This is a genomic window from Mesorhizobium sp. USDA 4413 (genome assembly GCF_056280365.1).
On the sequence record NZ_JBVPRP010000001.1, the window covers coordinates 658376 to 683656 of the forward strand.

Below are 25281 nucleotides of genomic sequence, written 5' to 3' on the forward strand. Positions count from 1 at the left end.
GACCAGTGCGCTGCAGCGCTTCCGCCCAATCTCGAAGGCCTGCAGGGTCCCGTCACGAAGGCCCGCCGAGCCGCGGCGGCGGTGGCGTCAGCATGTCCTCGGCCGAGATCGTGCGCGCCTCCGAGGGCAGCATGATCGGGATGCCGTCGCGCACCGGATAGGCGAGCTTCGCCACGCGCGAGACCAGCTCGTTGCGCTCCGGGTCCCAGGTCAGCGGCCCCTTGGTCAGCGGGCAGGCGAGCAATTCCAGAAGCTTCGGATCGACCGTGGCTTTTCGTCCGTCCCGTCCGTCCGCCATGAGCTCACCCCAAACTATTGCAGGCTCGACCCAAACTCGTCGTCCTCGCGCGCCAGCGTCATCTCGGTGATGGCGATCAGCGTCTCGGCGCGCGTCTTGAGATCCGGCGCTTCCAGCAGCGCCTGTTTCTCGGCCGGTCCATAGGGCGCCATCATCGACAGCGCGTTGACCAGCATGCCGTTTTCGGCGCGGCTGACGCTCTCCCAATCGGCCTCCAGGTCGTTGGCCTGCAGATAGGCGCGAAATGCCTTGAGCAGCGCCGGCCGGTCGACCTCGGCGCCGGCCGGGTCCTCATCGAGGTCGGCGAGAAACGGTGTGATCTTGCACTGCCGGAACGGCGCCTTTGCCGTGAGCTCCTGCACGATGCGGAACCGGCACACGCCCTGCAGCGAGATCAGGTAGCGGCCGTCGCCCGTTTCGGCTAGCGAGATGATGCGCCCGGCGCAACCGACGCTGCATAGCTCCGGCTCGCCGTCATCGCGCAATGCGCCGTCGAGGCTCGGCTGGACCATGCCGATCAGCCGCGAGCCGGCCATCGCCTGATCGATCATCTGCAGGTAGCGCGGCTCGAAGATGTTGAGCGGCATGCGGCCGCCGGGCAGAAGCAGCGCTCCGGCGAGCGGGAACACCGGGATTGCGGTCGGCAGATCCCTGGCAAGCCGGTAGAGTGCGTTACCGACGCGCACCGCATCCCTCCCAAAGCAACGCCGGCAAGCGCTTCACCCTGCAATCTCCTCTCGCACCGGCAAACCCGTCTTCGATCGGCGGCGAACCGCCGGCCTGCCCTTATCTGGCGCTGACGCTCCGCCGCTCAAGCCTGCCGGCCGCGACAGTCGGCAAAAAACTTGACGACAATTCCAGGAACCAGCGGTTTCCGCCCGGAATTGCGCAAAACCAAGCCTAAAGCATGTCTCCCGAAAGTGGTAACCGGTTTCGGGATAAAGACATGCATAAATCAAGAATCTAAAGCGCATGGAGCGAATCTGAAAGATCGCGACGCGCTTTAGAGCAATTCCAGGAAAAGTGTGAAACGGTTTTCCCGGAATTGCTCTACGAGAACAGCAGCGACGAGAGCTTGCGGCGTGCCGCGAGCGTCGCCTCGTCGGTCATTCCCCAAGCCTCGAAGAACTTCAACAGCTGCGCCCTGGCCCCGTCGTCGTTCCAGGTCCGGTCGGCCTTGACGATCGCCAGCAGATTGTCGGCGGCCGCATTCCGCTCGCCGCGCGCGTTCTGGATCATCGCCAGGTCGAAGCGCGCCTGATGGTCGGCCGGATTGGCGGCGAGCCGGCGTTCGAACTCGGCCGGATTGCCGAGCGCCGCCGCTTCCGCCGCCAGCGTCATCTTGGCGCGCAGCGCCGCCAGCGCCGGCGCGTCCTTCTTGTCCTCGGGCGCCCGGGCGAGCACGGCCTCGGCGCCTTGCGCGTCGCCGGCATCGAACAGGATCTCGCCCAGCCCCGCGATCGCCTCGAGTGTCTCGGGAGCCTGCTCGAGGATCGCGTCATAGATGTCGGCCGCGGTCTGCACGTCGCCGGCCGTGCGCGCCTCCGCCGCCGCGGCAAGCGCGTCCGCGATCTGCGGCGCGCCGCCGCCCTTGCCGCCGATCTTCTGGATGAACTGGTTGATCTGGCTTTCGGGAATGGCGCCCATGAAGCCGTCGACCGGCTGGCCGTCCTTGAAGGCGATGACCGCCGGGATCGACTGGATGCCGAGCTGGCCGGCAATCGACGGATGGTCGTCGATGTTCATCTTGACCAGCTTGACCTTGCCGCCGGCGGCCTGCACCGCCTTCTCGAGCTGCGGCGTCAGCTGCTTACAGGGCCCGCACCATGGCGCCCAGAAATCGACCAGCACCGGCTGGCGGCGCGATTCCTGGATGACGTCGGCGGCGAAGGTCGCGGTCGTGGTATCCTTGATCAGGTCGGCCGCCGCCGGCGCGTCGCCCAGCGAAACCTTGGGCCGGTCGCCGCCGCCATACTGCACCGTCTGGGCGTATTGGCCGCCATTGCCGCCGAACGCGCCGCTATACGGATTGTTGTCGCTCATCGTGTCGCCCTTTCGGTCGCGCTCTCAGGCGTCGTCGCCCGGCGCGTCATTTTTCGGATTTTGGAACCGCCTTCCATGTGGCGATCAAGCCCTGACTTTCAAGATTATGAGACTTTCAAGATAACAGGATCGTGGCCGGTTGCCTCGACGAATCTGATCAGATCGGCGGCGGCGATCGAGGTCGTCGCCTCATTGGTCAGCGGGTGGCCGTTGATGATGTCATGGCTCATCAACGCCTCGTCGAGCACAACCTTCACGCGTCCTTCCGTGTCGTTGATCAGCCCGAAGACGGTGACCGCGCCGGGGATGACGCCGAGCAGCTCCATCAGCATCTCCGGCTTGCCGAACGACACCCGGCTGGCGGCGCCGATCAGATCGTGGATCTGCTTCAGGTCGACAACGGCGTCCTCGCCGACGGTGACGAGGAAATAATTGTCCTTCTTGTCCTTGAGGAACAGGTTCTTGGTGTGGCCGCCGGGAATCTCGCCGCGCAGGCTTTGCGAATCGGCGACCGTGAACAGCGGCGGGTGCCTGACAGTCGAGACGGAAATGCCGAGATCGGCAAGAAATTCATTGAGCTCGGCTTCGGTCTTCGGCATCGGTCCTCGCGCGGTCAAAAGAGCGGTCATGCCGTTTACGGCCAACGGTGCCATCGGGGCAAGGCCGCCGAAGCAATTCCGGGAAAGGGGCAATTCCCGGAAAGGCGGGCGGCGGCTTTGCCTGCTGATTTGCGATCGCCCCGGCTCCGCGCTGCTTCGATGCTTTTCGAGCGAACATCGCCGCGGAAAGAATTAGCTCCAAAAAGACCGTCATTTCCCTGTTGCAATCGCCGCGCTCTTCGGCCATATAGGCGCGGCTTGCGGCCCAAGGCCGCGCGAGCGGGTGTAGCTCAGGGGTAGAGCACAACCTTGCCAAGGTTGGGGTCGGGCGTTCGAATCGCCTCACCCGCTCCAAGTAACCTCACCGAAAAGGCCGCGGAATTCCGCGGCCTTTCGTCTTTTCAGGCGGTTGAGATCGCAAGGTGCCGGAGCGGCTCGCGAGGCGCGGGTTACCGCCGGGTTACGAGCAACTAACTCTCGCTTACTGCGGACCCAAATGGGGCTGAATGATCATAACCGACGTTCGAGCGCGCCACCACAACATCCTTGTTGCACTTCTATCGTTGTCCCGTCTGTTGCTTTCGATTTGAACACGCTAAATAACGCGAATTCATAGTCGTGTTGGAGGGGGCACATGATCGAACAACTATGCACAACCAAGTCCGCAACCTTCTATGCTGGCCGTCGCGGACTAAGCAATGATGCTGTTGACAAATTGTTCCGATCTATCCGAGCCCGATACACCGCACCGTCGCAGAATCTATTCCTTCATCGGCGCCAGCCCTACGAGAGCGGGGCAGTCTGGCCTGCCCTGTCGTTCTTTTACGAACGACCGCCTTCTTTTCTGACCGAGGAGGCGAATGTACGTGAACGAGTCTGTGGGTTTGTTCTTCTGATAGAATACCGAGATCATGTGGCGGTATTCAGGTCGGGCTTGGAAATTCCGAGTGGTTTTAAGACACGCTATCTAGGACGAGTTGACGCCAGCAGAGTTGATGCGGCGATTGCCCATAGAGATGCGATTTTCGAGCGTATTCGTCTCAGGGGAATGTCGGTATCCAAGCAGACGATGCGCAGCAAGACCCTGGAGGCTGCCGATTTAGCAAACGTTGTCGGGCCACTCGGGGCGAGTCGATATGCCCCGCAGGGGTATTTGGTAAACACTCCAGACGGGCACTATTCTGCGACCCCGAGCACCGGAAGAATCACGCATCGGTCGGATCGAATTGGCCACGAGGAGTTGATAGACTACGCTTGCGAGATAATAGACCTCCTACGAGCGGATGCTCAGGTCCCATCAGAATTCATCCGCTCCTTCGCCCGCGTAGTGGATTTCGCTACCGCAATAGGGAGCGGGGAACATCCCTCACATCTCAGTATCGACGTTGCCCAGTTAACAGACGAGATTTTTGCCGACGACCCTAAGATCCGATTGGTCCGACAGGACGGGGGCAACTATGTCGAACTCTCGGCCCAAGAAATCCAGGCAGTGCTGCAAGAGTTGGACGCCGTTCTGGGCTTCGAAGGTACAGGCCGGGTGGTGGACTTAGTGCGGTTGCCGGGAAATGAAAAAGTTGGCACGGCGGCCATCAATAAGGGTCGTATCGCTCTTCGCAGTCTTGATCTACCAGCAACTGCTACCATTGAGGTTGAGCACACCAGCAATCAGATCGGCACTGACCCGGAGCGCGTTAGCTTGCGTCGATACATCGATCAGAACGATGCCTTCATAGTGCTTTTCGACAATTTGTCGCTGGCATACATCACCGGCACGCTGTTCAAAGACGACGCATTCGTTACCGGGGGAGGAAATTTTCTGAGGTACCTCCAGGTGAACGCTCTTCTAGAGAATGTCACCTCTGAAAAAGGTGCGTTTGTGGCGCAGCAAGTGGCGTTCGATGCGCTTTCCACGTTTGGGGTAATAGTCGCCAACGCGGCAGCCGACGACAATGTTTTGGTATGCGATGATTTGGACGATGAATGGGCTGATTTCATAGGACTGAACACAACCTCTGTGCCACTACGCATCACCTTTTATCATGCGAAGCACGGTGCCCTTTCGCTAGGAGCTGGCCCGTTTCACATTGCCGTAAGCCAAGCGATAAAGAACCTCGGACGATTGGCGCTCTCTCAAGACCGCCTTCCCGGCAAAATCCAGAGATGGCTGACGACATACAACAACGATGGCGTCGAAACCGCCATCTCCCGTCTGAGTCGGGGTACACCAGCTGAACTCGCGGCTGACTTTGAGGGCGCCAGGACGTCACCAGATGCAATTAGGCGCGTCTGCATCGTAACATCGTCGCTCAGCAAGACGGCAGTTCAACAGGCTTTTGCGTCAATCGCAAACGGGCAACGACCAAGCCCATATTTCGTCCAGCTCTACTGGCTTCTTTTGTCGTTCTTTTCGGCGTGCCAGGAGGCTGGCGCGTCTGGCCATATTATTTGTCGTCCATGATCTTCGGTCGCTGACGGCCAGTATTCGTCCTCATCGACTCTTGGCGGTGACGGGACGGTACCTTGGTGGTTGCTAACAACCGGGAGGCTTATCCCCTGGCAATGCGCCTAAGGCCTAGTACGTTCCGTCGCCAGCGCTTCCAGCATAACGGCTACAGTTTCAAGTTCGAAGTCATCCAAAACGGTAAGCGCTGCGATTGCCCTCTGCCGGGGCGATTTCGCGCTTGGCGCATCAGCCGCAGGCGCGAGCAACCTGTCTGGTGTGGTCGCAAGCACTGTTGCGATTTTTACCAACGTTGCGAGATCTGGCTCGCGCCGACCGCTGACGTAGTTCCCATACCGCCGCTCGCTCAAACCAGCACGGCGAGCCACTTCCGCATTGGAAAGTCCAAGCTCCTCGGCCCGACGCCGGAGATTTGTCGCAAACAACTCCATGCGAACGAAATGTTCATGACATACCCCACGGGTCTATGTACGTTGTGGCGTGGTGATTCACGCCGTTTCGTGGTGGTGAAGTGAAGCATCAATACGTCGGGGACATCAGCGACTATCGGAAGTATGCGCTGCTGCGCGCGCTTTCGTGGGGCGGCACCAATCGCATCGGGGTGTGCTGGATGCTGACGCCTTCAGACGGAAGCTCCGACGGCGGGAAGCTGGCCTACCTCCAGCAGCCCGAGCGATACCGGCTATTCGATCCCCAGCTCTTCGATATCCTGGTGCACGCGGCAGCCGAGTCAGATCGCCGCCGGCTGCAAACCATCGAGGATAGCGGGACTGTCCCCGCCGCCACCTACTTCAACGAGCTGTTGCCAGATGAAAAGGCCGCGCGCGCGGCCTACATGACTGGTTGTCTAACCACGTTCGAAGCAGCGGACATTGTTTTCTTCGATCCGGACAATGGCCTTGAGGTGTCACTGGCCAAGGGTCGGAAAAACTCTTCCAAATTCCTCTACCTGGACGAGGTAACCCGCTTTTACGGCACAGGGAAATCGCTGCTTATCTACCAGCACTTTCCCAGGGTAGACCGGCGCACCTTCCTTGGGATCAGCATCGAGCGATTGCGGAAAAGCGCGGCCGATGCGTTGGTCTGGACGTTCACCACGGCCCACGTGGTCTTCTTTCTTGTCGTGCACCCGGAAGCGCCGGCCCGATTGGCAGTGGCCGCGAGTGAGGCATGCGGGCTTTGGGACGAGAGCTTCATTGCGGGCCGATATATCGGCTCATCGCGCAGAGCCCTCCAAATAATTGACAGCGAAATCTGCGCGTGATTTTTCGAATAATCGTTATTTGACAACAGGTTATGGGGGTACTTGATGCGCCGCTTCGCCACTTTCCTGGTTTCAGCTCTCGCCCTGACGGCATGCTCACCCGTCGAAACTAAAACCGCCCTGGTAACACCGGCCTCTGGCCAGATCCGGTCAGCCGGCCCAGGCGATGTCGTGATGAACTTCCAATCTCGCCGCCCGCTTCCCAACATCGTCGGCAAAGCGGACCTTTTCGGGCGAACCACCGACGCCGGTCGCACAACGGTCCGCTACCTCGGCACGCGGGGCAACCAAGCAATCTTCGAACGGTCGGACATTTTGGTCGAAAGCAACGCGACCACAATGAGCGAGACACCGCTCATCCTGCCGAGCACCACCAACACCAACATCAGCGGAACAGTCGGCGGCATGCCCGTTTCGGGGACAGCAAGCTCGACGTCTTACAAATACATTCCGCCGCGCGGCTCATCCCAATACGCAACGGCAACGCAGCCCATCCAGCTCGCACTGGGGGCTGGTCAGAGCGTCAGGATCGAGGGCAGACTGCTCCGCGTCGTGCGAGTTTCAGGGAACTCCGTAGACTACCGGGTAGAGTAGTCGCGAGCACGGTTCCGTACCGGGTACGCACTTCGGACGCTATCAGACGGGCGCGGGGGTCCCATAGGCATTACCTTGGCATTTGGTCGGAGGGGGAGAGGTCGCGCGACGCGCGCGGAGAGCGCCATGCATGCATGGCGCTCGGGATGGCAACCGCCGCTATGGGGCGGAGATGGCGGGCGCGGCTACTCTGGGTCGACGGCAATGTAGTTGACAGACTCGCACTCGCCGAACTCTTCCAGCGCCCATTCGATCTCGGCGGGATCCAGCTTCATCACTTCGGCCGCTTTCTCCAGCGGCAGCCATTCCTCGCTACCGGTTCGCTTGTCTCTGACCATGATATGCATGACCGCCTCCTGTCCAACAGGACAGGAAAACACGGCGCGAGGTCGAGCACAATTATCTGCGTAATATCAGAGAGTTAGCCGACGCCAGTATAGTGCATGCCTGCCACATACCGCCCTGCGCCGCGCCAGGCCACGGGGCGCGCCAGGCGCCCGTGCCGCCCCTGCGGCAGCGCCGGCCCGCCAGCACCCACGGACGTACGGTCCCCGTGGCGCGGCGTAGCCGGCGCCGGCCATGCCTAGCCCCCGTAGGCGCGGTCGAGCGCTTCGATAGCGGCGCTGCCGTCGCGAACGGCTTGGGTGTAGTGGCCGAGCGTGACCGTCGGATTGGCATGGCCGGCGATCTGGGCCACAAGGCCCACCTCGATGCCATGCGCCTGAAGGGTCGAAATAAAGGAGTGGCGCGCCGAATGCGGCGTCACGTATGGAAGGCCCAGCCGCTTGAAGGCTGGCGCCCAATACCGCTTTCGGAAGTTCTGGTAGAGCAATGGGCCGCCCCCGCCGAGACGAGGCTTCGGCCATTCCTGCAAACGGCCAGGACCAGGAAATACGCGGTGCAGCTCTTTACCCTTCCGTGGGCAGCGAATGCGCCAGGCCAGCAGCATCTCGCGCAGGGTCGCGCTCATCGGGACGTCGCGCGTGCCTGCTTCCGTTTTGGTCATCTCGGTCAGCGAGCCGTCCCGCTCCTGGATGCGCCGGATTCGGATCACGTTCTTGTCGAAATCCACCTCGGACCACAGAAGCCCGAGTTGCTCGGATGGTCGTGTACCGGCCAAAAAAGGGAAGGCGTAATAGATGCCATTCTCGGGGTCACCTTTCGCCGCCCCTATAAGCCTACCGATATGTTCGGGCGTGAGGATCGCTTTTTTCGGCTTGTGTCGAACCCGGGCGAGGCCAGTCGGCATCGACGGCGCGCGGGTGGAGAAGTCCTCTTCGGCCAGCGCCAAGATGGACTTGAGATGGCTCTTGGCCCGATTGGCAGTATAGGTGCCGCACTGGTCGACGATGGTCTTGTGCCACACGCGGATCATCGCGGTATTCAGGTCAGTCAGCTTGATGTCGCCGAGCAGCGTAACAAACCGGGCGCCCTGCGGTGCCACACCGCTTTCCGTGTAGTCCGCTCGTTCCTGCGCGGTTCCAATCAGCAAAGGGCCACGGATCGCGCCGTTCGCGACGACCTTGTACCCCTTTAGGGTCGAGGCTTTCACCTTGCCTTCCTTGTCGGCCAACCAATGATCAATAGCCTTGCCGACCGTCGGAGCAGTTCGCTCGTCGACGTAACTGCCCTCAGCCACCTTGAGCAGCAAGGCATTCCGGAAGGCCTCGGCGTCTTTTCGGCGGTTGAATGCGCGCCTGCGCCTCCTCTTCAGCTTAGGATCCCGATACTCGCAATAGTACTGCGGATAAAGCGCAACGTTGCCGTCCTTCAGCTTGCGGCGGCGTGTCGCCTGCGTGATGGAAACCGTGAAATCGTTCATGTCTGTGCTCTCGCTACGAAAAACGGCCAGGAAAACACGCGCTGGTAACCCGCACAATTAATCGCGAATTGCGCTCCACAGCCGGCAAAGCGGCTTCAATTGTAACCAGCGCAGTAACCTGAACCCAATGTCATGAGATGAGACCGCGAAACGCCGCGGCATCGGATATCCCGGATCACTCGGCCACCGAGGTTGAAATCGCAGTCCGCGAATACCCGACAAGTGGCGAGCGACATGCGGCGTCGCACTGGCCCCCGACGAGTGATTTAGCGCCCGGCACACCGACGCCGCGAGTTCCAGGCGAATGCAGTGGCGAGTGGCGCTGGTGTGGCTGGTGTGGCTGCGCCGCCGCTCCGTGCGGGTCACGGCCTGCCTACCCCACGCCGCCACCGCGCCCTGCCATAGCCCCCTAGGGCTGCGGGGCAGCGCCACCGGCACCACCAGCGCCACTCGCACAATGGTGTTCACCAGAGCCGTTTTTTCATAGCATCGGGTTCGGGCGTATGTTCTGTTGCCTCGATCCAGATTCGCACGGGCTTGGCGCGATTAGTTCGCTGCATCAGCTCGACCTTGATCCCGATCTCCGCCATGCCATGCGCGAGACGCTGGAGCGTGTTCGACAGGTGCGCGGCCGTCTGAGGCAATTGCGGATCGAGCCTGCCGTGATGGTCCCGCAGTCTATCATGGAGATCGCCCATGGTTCCCTCGTAGGCGCGCTCGGATCCGAGGGCGTCGAGTAGCTTGAAGATCGCCAGCACGAGCGGATGGTTGATCGTGTTCTCGATGGTGACCTCCTTAACGCTCGCCTCGAGCGCGTGGAGGAACGCGCCTTCTGGCAGGCCCGTGGCCGGCTGGGCAGCCATGAGCCATTGCGCAGCGTCCGCCATTCTGACGGTTGTAGGCGACTCGACCTCATCGAAGCGGCGCAACGCGACGCTGACGATGTCGAACAGGCAGCCGAGGACGCCGGGCAAGATCGCCTCGAAGCGGGCGTTGATCGCTTTCTCGGTGCGCCGGGTGCCTTCTGGCATCGTTGGCAGTTTCACCGCGATGGCCCGGTCTAGCAAATCATGCTGACTGGCGAACTCTCCAATGCCGTTGATGATGGCAGGGCGAGCATTCTTAAACATACGCTGTTCGTCGTCGGTATAGTATTTCCGGGTGCTGAACCCTCCGCCCGTCAACATCGCGCAGAGGGCGTCCGATAGGTCCCAGCGCACGGCAGAGGTGTTGTCGTAGACCAGCAACCAGGTCATCGCCGCCTGAATCGCCAACGTGTGTTCATCCTTGGGCAGCCGGAACTTCTCCAGCGTATTCGGGTCGATGATGCGCTTTATCAGCTCGCTGATTTTACTCTTGCCGCTGCCGTGCCCGCCGCTTAGTAAAAGCACCATATACGGGTGCCTCGGTCTCAGCGCGATGAGCAGGAACGCGAGCAGCAGAACCCAGCTTTTGTCGTCGCGTTGGAGCAAGTCGCGCAGGTCATTGAGGTTGCCGCCACGCTCTGGGGTAACCTGTACGCCGAAGCCGTTAGGGCGATAAAATCGCACCGGAGCTTCCCTCACCAGCGTCCAGCCAGTTGGCGAGATTTTTGCTACCATGCCGTCCGGCCGGCCGAGGTCGTAGTACATGTCGCCACCAAAGCCGGCGATGCGCACATGCACCTCTTCCTCGGGCGACGTAAAGATTGCCTCCGCGTCCATGAGGTCGATGACCTCCGCTACGCCCTCACGGCTAATGGTCTTTCCAGTCGCACGATGGTATTGGAGCCGGACATATCCCTTCATTGCTTCCGAGCGGATCGGGTAGCAAACCGTGCCAGTTTCCGGGCGCGTTAGTGCGGCAAAGCCGACCTGCTGAGGCGAGTGGAAAAGCTCCATACCCACTTCGCGAACAAGCTTGAGTCCAAGTTCGGCTGCCGAGGGCTTTCTTTCGCTCGTTTTCGGCGAGCCGTAACCCTTCTTCAAGCTGTCGGTGATCATCCCGGGGACTTCATTGAGCGTGTTGCCGGAATAGCCGAGAGGTAGATAGCCAGCCGCCAGCTCCGTGATCCACTGGGGGTCCTGCGTGTGCGGGACAATCTCGCCAACGAAATGCAAAGCCGACATGTGCGTTTCGCCGCCGGCCATGAGGCCAGCGGCATGTGGGGTGTTCAGAACGGCTTCGATCAAGCCAATAGGTACTCTGGGTGCCGTGTCATCCATTTTATGCCTCAATGACAGGGAGTTCGCGGTAGTCGACCTCAAGCAGAGGTCGGCCTACCCAGCGATAGGGTTGCTTTGTCTCGGGGTGGATGGTCGGCGGCAGGACAAGGAAACGGTTATCGGCAAGGATTTCGCCAATCTTTGCTCCGCCCTCGCCCTTGACCTTCAGAGCACGGTATTTGCCGTCTCCGCGCAGGCGTACGGGATAGGCGATTCCCTTCGCGCCTATCCGCCCGCAGGGCGGGTTGCGCAGAAGTGCCTGCGTGACGCGCACATAGTCGTCGCGGTCGATGTCCACGGCCGCCAGTCTCGTCTCGTCGGGGAATGGCGAACCTAGGACAAGTCCGATCCCCCAATTGCCGAACTGTTCGGTCCAGCCGTCCAGTTCCCCGAGTTTTCGCTCGGGGTCGGGGACGTTCCACCTCTTAATAGGACAGGTTTTCGTATCTGGGCGCACTGGCCGAGGCCAGAATCCCGCCTTGCGGTAGAGCGGCGCAAGTTCCCCGAAGATGCGTTCCGATTGGGTCACCATCACGCGCGCCACCTCCCAACGGTAATCTGGAGAAATGGGCCATGCGATCCGGTATTGACGACTACCGCAACTTCCAAACCCCTGATTGGGATTTCATGGTAGCCAGCCTGCAGTGGCGCATGTCGGTAAGTTGATATTGTCAGATACTCTACCGGGTCGTCGAATTTCAGTTCTAGTTGGCGTTCGTTTTTCACTGCACGCCTCCCTGGCGGCAGGAGTCGATGTAAGCCACCACCTCGCTCAGTTTGACCAGGGGTCGAGAATTGAACGGCGTGTAGCTCGGTATACTCGCGCGCCGCACTGCACGTTGCACTTGCCAGTACTTGGCGCCGATCGCGTCGGCGGCCTCGTGGATGGTGAGCAACCTCTCGGCGGGAGTGCTTGGTGCGTGATACGGACCAGGCAGCTTGAATAATGCTTTCATGTTCGTCTCCTAATGGAGGCGAGACGACAGCCAACTGCATAGGATGAGTTGCGCAGTGCATCCTCGCCCCGTTGAAAATTCGGGGTGAAAATGCAACCGCCAGCCTTACGGTCCGAGAGGTCTTTTTGCGGCTTGTCAGGGCAGCCACAGAGCAGAGTTGCTCACCCTACCCAGAACTTATCAACCTAGCGGAACGGCTTCAGCCAATTGCGCATCGGTTGTTGCGTCTGGAGGGACCGCGGTTACATGGCAGCCTTGACTGCGCGCGGTGCAACGCTTGGTTTCGATTGCAGCCCCACATGTAGCGAATCGGACTGCGCTTGTCCACACTATATAGCGAAGGTCTTTGGAGTTTAGTTGCTGCAAATCACGACGAAGGGGTCGCGCGCCCGCGTAGCTGCGCCGCCGCTGAAAGACGGGGTATGTGCGTAGCGAGGCACGGCGGGGCATGGAGTATCGGGCGCACGCGCGGGGAGAAGCTGCTTCTCGATAATTCAGCAGATCGACACCCACTCTGTCGAAACAGGGCTCGGGACCACCCGAGCGGTATGATTGGCGCGGCTGGTCAGCTCAGGAAATCCGGCAGTATCGCTTCCGGGACAACCGCGAACTCTCCGCCTCGCCAATAACGGTCTAGTCTCAAGCGCTCCAACCGCTCCCCCTCAAACCGCCAGGCCCGGCTTCCATCCGCAAAGTGGCGAACGGACACTTGGCTCCATTTCACCTTTGAGCCCGGAGGAAAACCGGCGTTCAGCTCCGCGAGCCTTCTCTCAGGATTGTTCGACATACCGACCTTAATGAGCACGTGTCCTGCCGGTAAGTCGAACAGCGCATCCACCCTGCCGGTCGCGCGAAAAAGATAGACGTCAGTGGGGCCATCGACTCTTTCGATCCAAACGCCCCCATCTGTCGGCGGTGGCCCTCGCTGCCACTTAGGCCCATTTTGCAGTTCAATGTCGACTCGGGAACCAGACGTGAAGTCGTCGAACGACCAGACGATCTGGATCGGCGTTTCAGTGTTTGCTTCAACCGCTGTTGCGTCACCAGCGTATGTGAAAGGCGAGCGATCCTGCGCACGCCAGAAAAGATGGACAGGTCGCGTGTTGGATATCATCCGGTCGATTTGAGGCTGGCCGCGATGTGAATTGGTCTTGCCGTACCAGATTAGGTTCTTGCCGACCCAACGGTTCGCGTAATCATGCCCAGTTCGACCAGGCACGCCAACGTTTGTGAAGACGTAGGTCGCTCCATTCCAATCAGTGTAGCCGGTCATCCAAGAGCCGCCGGAACGATCGCGCTCCGACAGCCGTACAATCTGGCCGACTTGCTCACGCGTATAGTGCTCGCCAACGATGAAATCGGGCACTTCCAGTCCTTAATGGCTGCGCCACTTCCGACAACATTGTCCCTGCTGATCCTAGGAGATGGGCGCCTTTTAAAAGATTTATGCGGCTTGTTTCAGTCTTGGTTTCCGGTAGCCTTTAACGCTCCAGCGGCGGACGTGCATCAGCACAGCTGCAGCGATTGCCTGGGCTACTTGTACAGGCACGGCATTACCGACTTGAGCGTATTGCTTGCTGAGATGTTCCCCCGCGAACCTGAACCAGTCCGGGAAACCTTGAAGCCTGGCGGCCTCCCTCACGGAAATGGTTCGATCTTGCGTCGGATGAACGTATGCGCCCCAATGAGGATCACATTTCGTTAGGATCGTCGACGCAAACCCGTCCCGCGCCAACCGTCCGTATCGCTTTGTGTGATCTTGAAGTCTGGCCCTTTGCATACCCGCAGGGAGAAGCTCGCGAGGCACGTCGCGCCAGTTGCCTCCCTCCGGCACATGAACAATCCGACTTAGATTCACCTCAGCCAGCTTATGGCAGATGTGATTGTAGAGTTCGGATGACCCGCGGCGCGCTTCGCGCTGATACTTCGATTTGGGTTGGGCTGCGCCCAACCGAGACGCAGCATGACTGCCACCCCCGTTCTCGATCTCTGGAAGGTCGCCAATCGCTTGCCACACTGTGACGGGTAGCCTTGTTGCGCCGGCCGGTCTCTCCCTCGAGCCGCCGCATTGCGCCAATGTTGGCGACCAATGAGTCGGAGCGGGGATTAACTCTGAAGCGGGACCTAGCCTGCTGGCGACTATGAAAACCCGTCTGCGGAGCTGGGGCGTCCCGTACTCCTCGGCTGCAAGACGTGCTACCGCGGCGTCGTAGCCTAGGTTGCCAAGTCGATTAAGTATCTCCTCGACTACCCTCCCAGCGTCGATGGACAGTATGCCGGGTACATTTTCCATGACGAGCGTTTTGGGATTTAAGCGCTCCACCAGATCCAAGTAATATTGGAACAAACGCGCCCGTTCGTCGGCGGCTGACCTGTGGTGGTTATTGTGACTAAAGGACTGGCAAGGCGGCCCACCGACAAGGCAGTCCAGTTGGCCGGGGATCAGTCTGCCATCGTCGAGGAAATCGCTGGCAGAGAGATCTGATACAGGCCCCTCGAAAAACGAAGCTTCCGGGAAATTGAGCCTGAACGTTTCGGCCGCGTCGGGATCGATATCATTTCCCGCTAAGACGCCCCAGCCGGCTGACCTAAAGCCCACTGCTAACCCACCCGCGCCAGCAAACAGGTCAATGCAACGGACCTCTGATTCGGACCACCGCCTCCGCTGCGTGTATCTGATTTCACTCAAGCTTCTTGCTCTCAAAGGCAGCGGTAACCGACGGGAATGCCTGCTTTAACATACATGGTTAAGCGACAAAAGGTGAACATACGGTTTCCGACGCCCGCACGCCAAGTCGCCCCGGCGGCTGCTCTCTTGACTTCTTGCCAAACTTTCCCGATATTGCTCCGACTTGCCTGAGCAAGATAGGAAAGGGTGTCGCTATGCCTGAGAATGTCGCCAAGCTTGAGGTCCCTCCGCCGCAAGCCGAGAGGGTACTGTACGAGAAGATCGGACACACCGAGTGGGAACTCAGAGAGATTCGGCTCGATGTTCACGAGGAGGTGGCCCTGTGGGCGGACAACCCGCGACTACAGACATCCATGATGGAAGGCTTTTCGTCCGAGGCGGACCTTGAAGAGGCGCTTAGGCTTTCCCCTGGCTACGATGGCTTGCGCCGTTCGATCCAGGAGATCGGCCAAATGCAGTCGATCTACGTTCAACGCACCGCCACCGGGAAGTACCTAGTGTTGGAGGGAGCTACTCGGGTTACCATCCTTCGGGAGTTGGACCGAAAATTCACCACCGGAAAGAACCAAGGGATTTTCCGCCATGTGCAGGCGAAAATTCTCCCGCAGAATTTCGGCGAACGTGACGTTGCAATCCTGCTCGCCGGCATTCATGTCCGCGGCTCCGGTGTAAGGGACTGGGGTCGCTATATCGAGGCGAAGTTCATCTATGAAACCGTCGTGGGACGCCCAGGGCATCCTCCGCTAATGAACCAGGCGGCTCTCGCGGAAAACATGGGCAAATCGGAGTCCTGGGTCGCGCGGTTGAAGAGCGCGTACGAGTTCGCGCTCAAGTTCGTGGAGCATGTGGACGACGACGCAAATCCGAAGAAGCTTGCCGCGGAGAAGTTCAGCGTCCTCGAAGAGATCAGCAAGGCGCGCGTAATCGGCTCGCAGCTCCGGGACTTTGAAAACAAGGCATACGACGAACTCCGCGAAGATGTCTTCGATATGGTCCGGAACGACGTGTTCAAGGAGTACCGCGACGCACGATTTCTGAAGGAATTCTACGACGATGCGGACGCCTGGGCTCAGCTGAAGTCGGGAGAGAAGCATGTCGCCAACAAGCTTGCCCAGCAGACTCAGGATAAGAGTAGCAGCCCTAAGGCGAAGATTGCCGCTATGCCGCAGCTTGTCCGGCGGGCCATTGACCGGGGGGAAGACGGTTTCGACGATGAAGACATTGCAATCCTCCAGCAAACCATCGACGTGATTGAGGACAAGGTCCACGACGGCGTTCACCCCTATCGGCTCGCGCTTAAGAAGGCGACTAGGACGCTTAACAAGGCGAGCCGGGCCGACGTGCTGGATCTCCAGCCATCCGATGTCGCCGAGTTCCGGGAGGCCTATCGGTACTTTGACGGGCTGATCGGCCAGCATTATCAGATTTGAGGGGCATACAGTGACATTTGAACTGCTTGAGCATCAGCACGAGGGCGTCGACTTCCTGATGGGGCGAGGCGCCGGACTGCTCGCCTTCGAGCAGGGGCTAGGAAAGACCTTTGTCGCCATCGAGTCTTTCCGACGCGTCCTCGACGGCGGCCGCGCCGACAGGATGCTCGTGATCTGCCCCAACTCACTCAAGCGGAATTGGGTCGCCGAGTTTGCGAAATTTGCACCGGCTGTGTCAGCCGACGTCGCGGAAGGGACGCCGAAGAAGCGGCGTACCGCCTTTCGAGAATCTCGTGCCCGCGTCCTCATTACCAGCTATGAAACGGCTCGGGCAGAGACCACAGCACTTCTCGCCTTCGCACAACGCCAGCGGACCGTGCTGGTTTTGGACGAGTCCCATGCCGCCAAGAACTGGCGTTCTCTGACATCAACCGCCGCCAGGATTCTGGCGCCGCACTGTGCGTTCAGATGGCTCCTCTCTGGCACGCCCGTCACGAATACGGCGACCGATCTCTTCACCCAGGTTGAGATCATCGAACCAGGTGGCGGCTCGCTCGGGTCGCTGGAGTCTTTCTCTGCCCGCCTTGAAGAAGACCCCGATGCCTCCTTTGCCAAGGACGTGATAGACCGGTTGGTGCTGCGCCGCACCAAGGACCAGTGCCTCGATCTTCCGGACAAGTCGTTCGCCGACATTCGCATCGAGTTACAGCCGTGGCAAAGACGGTTATACGATGAGATGCGCGACAAAATGGTCTGCGAAATAGAAGCAATGAGCGGTGATCAATACCGGGCGTTTGCTCCGAGTGCGCTTGCGAAGCTCACCCGGCTTGTCCAACTGGCATGCAATCCTTCGCTGATCTTCCCTGAGCTGGAAAATGTACCGGCGAAGTTTGAAGCGCTCGACGGCATCATCAGTGACATCCTTTCTGTGCCGGGCAGGAAGGTGATCCTGTGGTCGAATTACGTCCGCTCGATAGAGATGCTCCTCCAGCGGATCGAGGGATCGGTTGCTATCTATGGCGGAACTCCCACATCGGAGCGCCAGGGAATCGCCGCGAGTTTCCAGAACGACCCGCACATCCGCGTGCTCATCGCAAATCCCGCAGCCGCGGGCACCGGATTCACGCTCACCGCAGCGAGCTACACGATCTACGAATCGCTCTCTTGGCGGTACGACCATTATGCCCAGAGTCAGGACAGGAACCACCGAATCGGCCAAACGGAGCCGGTCACCTATATGCGGCTGCTGGCAGCCGACACAATCGAGGAGGCCATCGTCTCGGCACTTGAGAGAAAGTCGGCGCTGGCGCGCAGCCTATTGGGCGATCAGGGGTCGGGTGACATCGTCTCGCAGCTCAGCAAGGAGGAAATGTGCGAGTTGCTGAAAACGAACCGCCTTCCCACTGAATAGCACAAGGCGCGAAACTGTGGCTGACAGGATCACGACCGAGCAAAGGTCGCGGAACATGTCCCGGATCAGGGGCCGCGACACGGAACCCGAGGTATGCCTGCGCTCGGCGCTGCATAGAGCGGGCCTCCGGTTCCGCGTCTGCCGAACTGATCTGCCCGGGCGTCCGGACATAGTGTTTGTGCGCCCGAGGCTCGCCGTACAGGTTCGCGGATGCTTCTGGCACCAGCATCGGGACTGCAGGGGAGGCCGGCTCCCACAATCCAACGTGGATTACTGGAAGCCTAAGCTGGAGCGAAACGTGAAGCGTGATGCCGAGAAGGACGCCGCGCTGTGCAGTCTCGGCTGGCGAGTGCTGGTCGTCTGGGAGTGCGAAATCAACACTGGTGACGATTTGGCGTGCGTCGTTGAGAGGGTGGTTAAAGAACTAGGCGGAGAGGGATGAGATGATGAGCTGTAGCGCTGCTCCAACTGTCAGGTGATCGAATCCACCGAATGCGCTCGGCTCTGATGCGCCGGGTGTCTAGCTGCCTGGCCGCACTGCGAGGCTTGTGTCAGTAGATGTAAAAAACCCGCATGCTGTTTCGGGCTTTCAAAAAGGTATTGGGATCTAAAAATGGCGGACATTAACCTTCCGGCGGTACACAGTCAGACGCTGCCGGTTCTAAATGACTTGACGAAAGCCCTTGGCGTTCCTCGCGACATATTAGCTTCCGACGAGGAAATCGATGGGGCTTGGACCAATTTGCCTGGGGTCCTCAAGAAGATTCCGGTGGAACTTCGGTCTGACCAGTTGGCGCGAATGTGCGTGGCGGTATCTGCAGGCCTGTTCGACAGTGCAATAAACTACATTTGGAATTGTTCGATTATCGAACTTCGTGAGAAGATACGACGTTTTGGATTGAACGTCGTTGCACAAATCACGGCAAAAAGCGGCTTTGATGAAACTGCACTCCTTGATCTCAAGGATGCGGAACTCCTTTCACTTTGCTTGAAATTGAACCTCATAACGGAGGATGGCTACTTTTTCCTCGACCAGTGTCGAGACATCCGTAATAACTTTTCTGCAGCTCATCCAGTCGTTGGCAAGATAGATGATCATGAATTTATCGGGTTTGCAAATAGGTGCGCGAAATACGCTCTTAACTATGACAATAATCCGGTCGGTGTAGATCTTTCGGCATTTATAACGGCAGTTAAGGGTGCGAAGTTTACGACCGAACAGACAGCTCAGTGGGTTCATAGAATCCTAAAAACCCATGATGCGCAGCAGAACCTGATCTTTGGGTCGCTCCACGGTATTTACAGCGACCCTGCCAGCCCGGAGGAGGCCAGAGTCAACGCTCTCGGCATTGCAGTGGAATTGGCGACGCATTTCACTCCGAAAACCAAGTCTGATCTAATCAATAGGCATCATGATTACATCGCGAAGGGAGACGAGAAGCGCCACAAAGCTTCGCAGCAGTTTTTCGAGAAACTCGGGATTGTCGGACTTCTCGGGGAACATGAGATACACTCTCTTATCTCGCACGCCGCTAAGCGTTTACTGTCGGTGCATCAAGGATTCGATAACTTCTACAATGAACCGCCGTTTGCTGAGAGGCTACTTCAATTGTCCGAGCAAGTCGCTGTCCCAGATACCGCTCAGCAGGAATTTGTGGACGCAGTCATTACATGCGCTATCGGCAACCAGTACGGTGTCTCGCATGGGGCTGTTGGTAGCTATCACAAGCTCGTCAAGGGATTCTCCCCGGCTGAGGTCGAAATTATGCTCAGCCTGCCGGATAGTAAGGGTGTCGTGGCCAATCGCTTGAAGAACTTCAAGAGTTGCCGGGACCGGTTTACAGGCCTCGTCAAACTGATTGACGAATCAACTGTCCCGTCCAAGCTTGCCTCCACCTATAAGCAATGGCTCAAGGTCCCAGACCCAGCATAGCTGTAAACGTGGATCACACTCGGCAGTCCCTCCTCACCCGAGGGCTATCGATTCCATTCGATTCTTCAAGGCGTATGACCGCGCGACCGAAGTTACACCACCGGTCTCGATCTTCGCTCATGAATCGTAGCCGTGTGTTTTCACATTGTCATCTGCGTAAGGACAGGCGTATATGTAGCAAATCAGTACATGCTAACCTGCTCAAACATTGGGAGAACAATCCAATGAACCGCAGAGTTTTGCTCTTGGGAGCGCTGGGGCTCAGCGCCTGCCCAAGCCTATCGGCTGCAAGTGCTCCGGATTGGCGAGCTGATCTCGCCGACTGGGTAAAGAAGAACGGAAGCGGCCCAACCACCCTTGGAACAAAGTTGCTACCCCTGGACGATCCTCGGTGGGACGAGGCGCACAAGATCCTCGACTCTGCTCCCTGGGGGCAAACGCCAATCGATGTGGCACGCTATTTTATCGGAGACGTTCCGCAGACGTGGATAAGGGCGTGGCGCGACAGCGACTTTGCTAATCCGATTGTGGTGCTGTTTTTCTCGGCTACACATGACAAGCCCGCAGGCGACACTACCGCGTGGTGTTCGGCCTTTTTAAACTGGTGCCTCCAACGTTCTGAAATTCCAGGTACCAAAAGCGCAGGCTCACAAAGTTTCGCAACCTGGGGCCGAACGGTTTGGACACTAGGTCAAGAGCTTCCGGGCAAAGCCAAAACTGGAGATATCGCGCTCTTCAAACACAAATCTGACCCAGCCCATGGCCACGTTGCACTTTTCGAAAAGGTGAGCGATCAGCAAGCTGCCTCAATTGAGGTAATCGGCGGCAATCAAATTGCGGGCAAGAACCATATAATACAAGAAAAGACGATGCGGATTGACGTGGACTTACAGTTGGTTCGAATTGCTACCGTAAAAGGGCTTCAGCGCGAATAAGGGACACGGCGCCGTGTTGGTACCTCTTTGGATCAGGCCGATCGCGGTTCTTTCGGCGACCATTGTCGCGACTACACTCACTGGGAGCCGTGCCGAGTCGGCGAAATGGGCCGTCCCTCCAGCCTACGAGAGCCCTCAAAACGATTCCTCGTTCAAAATTCCCGATGCCGACGGCCACGTTAGGGAACTTTACTCGGCCAGCAACGCCGTCCTTATCATGGAAGGCGCCTACCAAGGCGCGCCTTGGGATCCCGTTGTAGAACAGGCGAACCACAACGAAGAGGACCTTCGCACCGCTTTGGAGGAACGTGGCTTCAAGGTTTTTGTATGGAGAAATCTCGGTTCTAGCGATCTATTCCGAACAATTGAAGACATCAGAAACAACTTGGGTTTTGTCCGCGAGTCGCGGTTCTTCCTATATTATTTCGGGCATGGAAAAAAGATAGGCCAAGATGGAGATCAGCAGCCGCCACAAACCTTTCTGGTGCCTGTAGACGCTCCGAACCCGGTTAAAGACGAAGAAGGATTCTACAGAACAGCTTTTCCGATCAACCGGCTGCTGGAGCTGGCCGGCGAGATCCAAGTAAGGCATGCCTTCTTTGCCTTGGAGGCGTGTCAGTCAGGCAACATCATTGCCACTCTTAGCGACATTAGCCCCAATAGATCGGGATACATACTCAGTAGCGGAATTCTAAATAGGTCGAGGCAAATATTAACGGCCGGCAGCGTGGGGGATGATGTTCCAGCGAACGGAATTTTCTCGCAATTGCTTGTCAAAGGGATGGCGCTAGCCGACGGCGGTAGCAAAGACAACTACGTAACTGGCTCGGAGATGATGTCATACATGGTTAATGAGCTTCCGACGCAAAGCCCTGGCCAAAGGCCGGACCACGCGGAGCTTGAGAAGAAGAACAGTGGTGACTTTATCTTCGGCCGCATAAACCGCGATGTTCCTGTTTTTCCTGCTGACAGCGAGCCTTCAAAAACGAACCCGAGCATCCAAATAGACATTCCTGCTGAACTGGCCTCCCAGTTGATCGTGGTGATCCACGTGCGCGGCAAGGATGTAGACCGCGCCAACGCTGTCAAGGCCGAGCTCGCGAAGTACGGCATACTTACAAGAGCTATCGTGCCATCTGACAACTCGGGGACCGCAAAACCGGATCAGGTGAACGTTGTGCGGTTTTACAACCCGGGCGACCTGCGTGCCGCTAATGCGGTTAGAGACATACTGCGGGCTACACTGGGCGTGACTGCGCAGATGGAAGAACCTCGGGATGTTCTTGGTGAGCACGGATTGGTGGAATACTGGCTATGAGAACTAACATGTTGTGGTCGAGGCCTTTTGGCTCCTACTTTGCCGCAGTAGGTGCTTTGCTATTCCTGCTTGGTGTATATCCCGATTTGGGCCTAGCGGCACAAATAAGTTGTCCAGTGAATGATCGAAAGTTTGAGCTGATCAAAGGTTCGGACGAGTACCTGCTGTTGTACTACAACACTGTGGTCGCTTTCATAGGCCGTGCTGAACTCAATGACCTTTACGGCGGAAAGCCAGCTGACGTATCGTGCGATGACGTTTTCTCTTCACCAGATGTGATCGGGTTCGTTGCCGGCTGGGACCACGACCTATTGATAGCCTACGGAATCACTAGGGATATTTCTGGTCAAGCGGTTTCGCTGAACAAACTTGGTTGGGCGCCCCACGGAAATCAGTTGCATATTCAGATGCTCGGCCCAAAGGATTTCTTTGATCCTACCAGTCACGTGCATATATGCTGGAACCAGCTCGGCAACGGACGATGGATGTTTGGGAATTCTAGTCACAGCCCTTGTACGGGTGATCCACCTGGCTACAGCGCCAGGGAAACCATTTTTACGGTTAAGCTATGATGTGGCGACGGATTTCCCCTCTGCTGTACCCCCTCCATCGGACAACGCGTTGAGTTGTGTGGGGCTCTGTGCCTGCCTTCGGGCTCAGCAAACCGGTAACGCCGGAGCTGTCAGGTCACCACGCGGTTACAGTTTCTAGCGTGCACGAAATTTCGCCAGAGTCCATCGGAGTTGTTCTGAGTCGAAACGGCTATAAGGGGGGATCCCGTTCGGGCGTGCATTCGAGGGCAATCCAGGGTACTGCTTTGAACCCGCGTGACGGCGTAATTTTTGCCTTGCCAAGGTTGGGGTCGGGCGTTCGAATCGCCTCACCCGCTCCAGTTTCCTCACTGAGGATCAAGCAAACGAAAAGCCGCGGTTCGCCGCGGCTTTTTCGCGTTTAGGCCTGCAGACAGGCCTCGCCGGGCAGAGCCCCGGAGGTGCACCCGAGCGACCGGCGAGGGCCGGCGGCGCCATGCGCCAATGCCGGTATCGGCGGGCCGGCGGGCGATTAGCAGTCCCGTTCGCATGAGGACGCGGATTGCGGCGCCGCGATTCAACCGCAGATCACATCGGATAACGTTTGCGTGCCACGCCATTCCAACGTTGCGCCGGCTTCTACATTTCCTCCCTGGGCCGAGAACCGCCGGCGGTGAATGGCCTGCACCGCGACACGACGCGACCGGACGGCCCGTTCGGAAAAGCGGTTTGACCGCTTCAGAGGAGATGTCATCATGCGTTCTTTCATCCCAAAATCATCGCGGCCGCCTCGATTTTCGCGGCCATCCCGCTGTCGAGCGCCTATGCCGTGCACCGCCACCATAGGGGACAGGTCGACACCATGACCACGGCGTCGGTGCCGGTGGACCCGGAAGCCAGAGCCGCGACGGCGTGAAACAGGGTATCCGTGAGGCCAGGGAGGTCGGCAATATCTCTGAGGATCAGGCCCGCGACCTGATGCGGCAGGCGGATGCAATCCGGCCGACCGGAGGCCGTTCGGTGATGGGCCAGATCAATGATCTGGATCAGCGGCTTCAGAATGCCACCGGCCAAGGTACCTACATGGGCGGCGGCGCCGACGGCGGCTACTATCCGAACGGCTGACGATATTCGCTCGTCCAATGCTGCCGCCGGTGTGATCAGACCTGCCTAAAGCGCGTCGCGATCTTTCAGATTCGCTCCCCGCGCTTTAGGCTTTTGATTTTGCGCATGTCTTTACCCTGAAAAGTGTTCCCGCGTTGCCGTCCGGGTTGAAAGCGGACCCGCAACTACGACAGCCTTGCCCTCGTCGTCCGCGGCGTCGCCAGCAAGAGGCTCGTTTCGCTGCCCGTTATGCCGGGGATCAGCCGGATGCGGCGCAGCACCGCGTCGAAATCCGTCAGCGTGGCGGTGCCGAGTTCCACCACCAGGTCCCAGCGCCCATTGGTGGTATGAATGGTCGAGACCTCGGCGAGGCCGCCCAGCGCCTTGACAACGCGATCGGCGGCGTGGCCCTCGATCTCGATCATCATCACGCCGCGTATCTTCTGATCGACCGCGTCGGCGCGCAGCACCACCGTGTAGCCGATGATCTCGCCGGATTTCTCCAGCCGCTCCATGCGCGCCCGGACCGTGGCGCGCGAGACGCCGAGATCGACCGCAAGGTCGGAGACGCTGCGCCGCGCATCGTGCCTCAGAAGCGTGACCAGCCTTTCGTCGAGCGCGTCCATGATTGCCAGTTCGATCAAAGTGTTTGCCCAGAATGATAAATCAATCTTCCCGAAATGCCAATTTCGCCTGTTCAAACCGCCAGCGGTCGGTGATCCAATCGAGACGATCAATCGCGAGGATGAGACAATCATGCGCTGCAGGATCGTCGGTGCGCCGGTGCAGGACGGCGCGGGCAGGATGGGATGCGAAATGGGGCCGAGCGCGCTGCGCACGGCGGGACTGGTCTCGGTGCTGGCCGAGCTCGGCCACGAGGTCGAGGATTGGGGCGCGGTCGAGAAGGCCGTGGCGCGCCCGGTGGTGCACGGCAATCTCGCGCTGAAGGCGCTGCCCGAGATTTCCGCCTGGACGGCGGCGATCGCCGAGACCGCCTACGCCGCTTCCAGGGACGCCATGCCGATTTTCCTCGGCGGCGACCATTCGATCTCCGCCGGCACGGTGTCGGGCGTGGCGCGCCGCGCCGCCGAGCGCGGCCGGCCGCTCTTCGTGCTGTGGCTCGACGCGCATCCCGATTTCCACACGCTCGACACCACCACCAGCGGCAATCTGCACGGTGTGCCGCTCGCCTATGCGAGCGGACAGGCCGGCTTCAAGGGGTATTTCCCGGATCTGCCGCAGGCGGTCGACCCGGCCCGTATCTGCGCCATCGGCCTGCGCAGCGTCGATCCGGCCGAGCGCCGCGCGCTTACCGAAGCCGGCGTCACCGTGCATGACATGCGCGCCATCGACGAGCACGGCATCGCGCCCTTGCTGCGCGCCTTTCTCGCCCGTGTCGAGAAGGAGAACGGGCTCCTGCATGTCAGCCTCGACGTCGATTTCCTCGACCCGTCGATCGCGCCGGCCGTGGGCACCACCGTGCCCGGCGGCGCCACGTTCCGCGAGGCGCATCTGGTGATGGAGATGCTGTCCGACTCAGGCCTGGTCTCCAGCCTCGACCTTGTCGAATTGAACCCGTTCCTCGACGAGCGCGGCCGCACCGCCATCCTGATGGTCGACCTCACCGCCAGCCTGATGGGCCGCCGCATCATGGACCGCCCGACCCGCAGCCATTCCGGAAGCCTCTGAC

The 25281-nt window shown here is 59.3% G+C and carries 25 protein-coding genes and 1 tRNA gene; 13 read left to right on the forward strand and 13 right to left on the reverse strand.

The features are described 5' to 3' along the window. Positions 1-52 precede the first annotated feature (52 nt). The 4 genes from ACVMIM_RS03360 to ACVMIM_RS03375 form a co-directional block, all read right to left on the reverse strand. On the reverse strand, positions 53-298 hold the full coding sequence (locus ACVMIM_RS03360; RefSeq protein ID WP_041000500.1) for a Trm112 family protein: 246 nt from the start codon (positions 296-298) through the stop codon (positions 53-55). A 14-nt stretch (positions 299-312) separates the two neighbouring features. Beyond that, on the reverse strand, positions 313-984 hold the full coding sequence (locus tag ACVMIM_RS03365; RefSeq protein WP_476110405.1) for an LON peptidase substrate-binding domain-containing protein: 672 nt from the start codon (positions 982-984) through the stop codon (positions 313-315). 364 nt (positions 985-1348) lie between these two features. Next, on the reverse strand, positions 1349-2341 hold the full coding sequence (gene trxA, locus ACVMIM_RS03370) for a thioredoxin (protein WP_476110406.1): 993 nt from the start codon (positions 2339-2341) through the stop codon (positions 1349-1351). Positions 2342-2445: 104 nt separating this feature from the next. Next, positions 2446-2940 (reverse strand): prolyl-tRNA synthetase associated domain-containing protein, encoded by a 495-nt coding sequence (locus ACVMIM_RS03375; RefSeq protein ID WP_476110408.1) that lies wholly within the window; start codon positions 2938-2940, stop codon positions 2446-2448. Positions 2941-3219: 279 nt separating this feature from the next. Here ACVMIM_RS03375 and ACVMIM_RS03380 point away from each other — a divergent pair. Together ACVMIM_RS03380 and ACVMIM_RS03385 are read left to right on the forward strand one after the other, a co-directional pair. Then, a tRNA-Gly gene (locus ACVMIM_RS03380) sits at positions 3220-3294 on the forward strand. A 280-nt stretch (positions 3295-3574) separates the two neighbouring features. Continuing rightward, positions 3575-5398 carry a hypothetical protein gene (locus tag ACVMIM_RS03385; protein ID WP_476110410.1) on the forward strand — a complete coding sequence of 608 codons (1824 nt, stop codon included), beginning with the start codon at positions 3575-3577 and terminating at the stop codon, positions 5396-5398. Positions 5399-5505: 107 nt separating this feature from the next. On the opposite strand, the gene ACVMIM_RS03390 is transcribed toward ACVMIM_RS03385, so the two are convergent. After that, positions 5506-5832, reverse strand: coding sequence for a helix-turn-helix domain-containing protein (locus ACVMIM_RS03390; protein ID WP_476110412.1), 327 nt, complete (start codon positions 5830-5832; stop codon positions 5506-5508). An 80-nt stretch (positions 5833-5912) separates the two neighbouring features. On the opposite strand from ACVMIM_RS03390, the gene ACVMIM_RS03395 reads away from it, so the two are divergent. Then, a complete protein-coding gene (locus ACVMIM_RS03395; protein WP_476110414.1) occupies positions 5913-6665 on the forward strand; it encodes a hypothetical protein in 753 nt (250 codons plus the stop codon). Positions 6666-6710: 45 nt separating this feature from the next. After that, a complete protein-coding gene (locus ACVMIM_RS03400; protein WP_476110416.1) occupies positions 6711-7259 on the forward strand; it encodes a hypothetical protein in 549 nt (182 codons plus the stop codon). 185 nt (positions 7260-7444) lie between these two features. Here ACVMIM_RS03400 and ACVMIM_RS03405 read toward each other — a convergent pair whose 3' ends face one another. From ACVMIM_RS03405 to ACVMIM_RS03435, 7 genes are all read right to left on the reverse strand, one after another. Beyond that, a complete protein-coding gene (locus tag ACVMIM_RS03405; RefSeq protein WP_476110417.1) occupies positions 7445-7606 on the reverse strand; it encodes a hypothetical protein in 162 nt (53 codons plus the stop codon). 236 nt (positions 7607-7842) lie between these two features. Continuing rightward, positions 7843-9081: a tyrosine-type recombinase/integrase gene (locus tag ACVMIM_RS03410; RefSeq protein WP_476110419.1), complete on the reverse strand. Its 1239-nt coding sequence runs from the start codon at positions 9079-9081 to the stop codon at positions 7843-7845. Between the two features lie 464 nt (positions 9082-9545). Continuing rightward, a complete protein-coding gene (locus ACVMIM_RS03415; RefSeq protein WP_476110421.1) occupies positions 9546-11285 on the reverse strand; it encodes a hypothetical protein in 1740 nt (579 codons plus the stop codon). 1 nt (position 11286) lies between these two features. Further along, the gene (locus ACVMIM_RS03420) at positions 11287-11817 is read right to left on the reverse strand and encodes a bifunctional DNA primase/polymerase (protein WP_476117085.1); all 531 of its coding nucleotides are present in this window, start codon (positions 11815-11817) and stop codon (positions 11287-11289) included. A 190-nt stretch (positions 11818-12007) separates the two neighbouring features. After that, positions 12008-12241: a hypothetical protein gene (locus ACVMIM_RS03425; protein WP_476110423.1), complete on the reverse strand. Its 234-nt coding sequence runs from the start codon at positions 12239-12241 to the stop codon at positions 12008-12010. 565 nt (positions 12242-12806) lie between these two features. Continuing rightward, entirely contained in the window at positions 12807-13607 is an 801-nt protein-coding gene (locus ACVMIM_RS03430) for a GIY-YIG nuclease family protein (protein ID WP_476110425.1), read from the reverse strand. A 78-nt stretch (positions 13608-13685) separates the two neighbouring features. Then, entirely contained in the window at positions 13686-14945 is a 1260-nt protein-coding gene (locus ACVMIM_RS03435) for a DNA cytosine methyltransferase (protein ID WP_476110426.1), read from the reverse strand. 179 nt (positions 14946-15124) lie between these two features. Between ACVMIM_RS03435 and ACVMIM_RS03440 the strand changes: the two genes are divergently transcribed. From ACVMIM_RS03440 to ACVMIM_RS03475, 8 genes are all read left to right on the forward strand, one after another. Beyond that, positions 15125-16360, forward strand: coding sequence for a hypothetical protein (locus ACVMIM_RS03440; RefSeq protein ID WP_476110428.1), 1236 nt, complete (start codon positions 15125-15127; stop codon positions 16358-16360). Positions 16361-16370: 10 nt separating this feature from the next. Beyond that, positions 16371-17771, forward strand: coding sequence for a DEAD/DEAH box helicase (locus ACVMIM_RS03445; protein WP_476110430.1), 1401 nt, complete (start codon positions 16371-16373; stop codon positions 17769-17771). Positions 17772-17787: 16 nt separating this feature from the next. After that, positions 17788-18213, forward strand: coding sequence for a very short patch repair endonuclease (locus ACVMIM_RS03450; protein WP_476110432.1), 426 nt, complete (start codon positions 17788-17790; stop codon positions 18211-18213). A gap of 171 nt (positions 18214-18384) precedes the next feature. Continuing rightward, positions 18385-19704 carry a hypothetical protein gene (locus ACVMIM_RS03455; RefSeq protein ID WP_476110434.1) on the forward strand — a complete coding sequence of 440 codons (1320 nt, stop codon included), beginning with the start codon at positions 18385-18387 and terminating at the stop codon, positions 19702-19704. A gap of 224 nt (positions 19705-19928) precedes the next feature. After that, entirely contained in the window at positions 19929-20639 is a 711-nt protein-coding gene (locus ACVMIM_RS03460; RefSeq protein ID WP_476110436.1) for a CHAP domain-containing protein, read from the forward strand. Positions 20640-20652: 13 nt separating this feature from the next. Then, a complete protein-coding gene (locus tag ACVMIM_RS03465) occupies positions 20653-21957 on the forward strand; it encodes a caspase family protein (RefSeq protein ID WP_476110438.1) in 1305 nt (434 codons plus the stop codon). An 8-nt stretch (positions 21958-21965) separates the two neighbouring features. Next, complete coding sequence (locus ACVMIM_RS03470) at positions 21966-22529, forward strand: hypothetical protein (RefSeq protein WP_476110440.1); 564 nt, start codon at positions 21966-21968, stop codon at positions 22527-22529. A gap of 870 nt (positions 22530-23399) precedes the next feature. Next, positions 23400-23612, forward strand: a complete 213-nt coding sequence (locus ACVMIM_RS03475; protein WP_476110442.1) for a hypothetical protein — start codon at positions 23400-23402, stop codon at positions 23610-23612. A 164-nt stretch (positions 23613-23776) separates the two neighbouring features. Here the strand turns inward: ACVMIM_RS03475 and ACVMIM_RS03480 are convergent, their stop codons facing one another. Beyond that, a complete protein-coding gene (locus ACVMIM_RS03480) occupies positions 23777-24217 on the reverse strand; it encodes an Lrp/AsnC family transcriptional regulator (RefSeq protein WP_476117087.1) in 441 nt (146 codons plus the stop codon). Positions 24218-24347: 130 nt separating this feature from the next. Here ACVMIM_RS03480 and rocF point away from each other — a divergent pair, with 130 nt between their 5' ends. Further along, complete coding sequence (rocF, locus tag ACVMIM_RS03485; protein WP_476110444.1) at positions 24348-25280, forward strand: arginase; 933 nt, start codon at positions 24348-24350, stop codon at positions 25278-25280. The last annotated feature ends 1 nt before the right edge of the window (position 25281 follow it).